The organism is Bartonella sp. MR168JLCBS, from assembly GCF_042194175.1.
On sequence record NZ_JBHIMP010000068.1, the window covers coordinates 1,281 to 1,516 of the forward strand.

Annotated in this window: 1 pseudogene; it reads left to right on the top strand. The window is 32.2% G+C overall.

Going from position 1 to position 236, the window contains the following annotated elements:
• Nucleotides 1-56 precede the first annotated feature (56 nt).
• Nucleotides 57-236 (top strand): annotated as a pseudogene (locus tag ACFIK8_RS09110) (AAA family ATPase); the annotation flags it as partial.

A 236-nucleotide genomic window follows, 5' to 3' on the forward strand; every position in this document is an offset into this window, starting at 1 on the left:
TTTAATCATACAAAGAAAATTATCAATTTTGCGACAAACCGCCGTAAGGAACACATATGAGTCAAAGCGATACATTATCCAATTCTATGAAGAAGACTCCTATCAATAACGAAGCTCAAGTTATCATTGACGGTATTGATACAGCACACAAAGAATTAGATATTCTACAACAAGAAGTTGACAAAGTTATTTTTGGTCAAAATCATGTGATAGAATACGCTTTAACAAGCATTTTG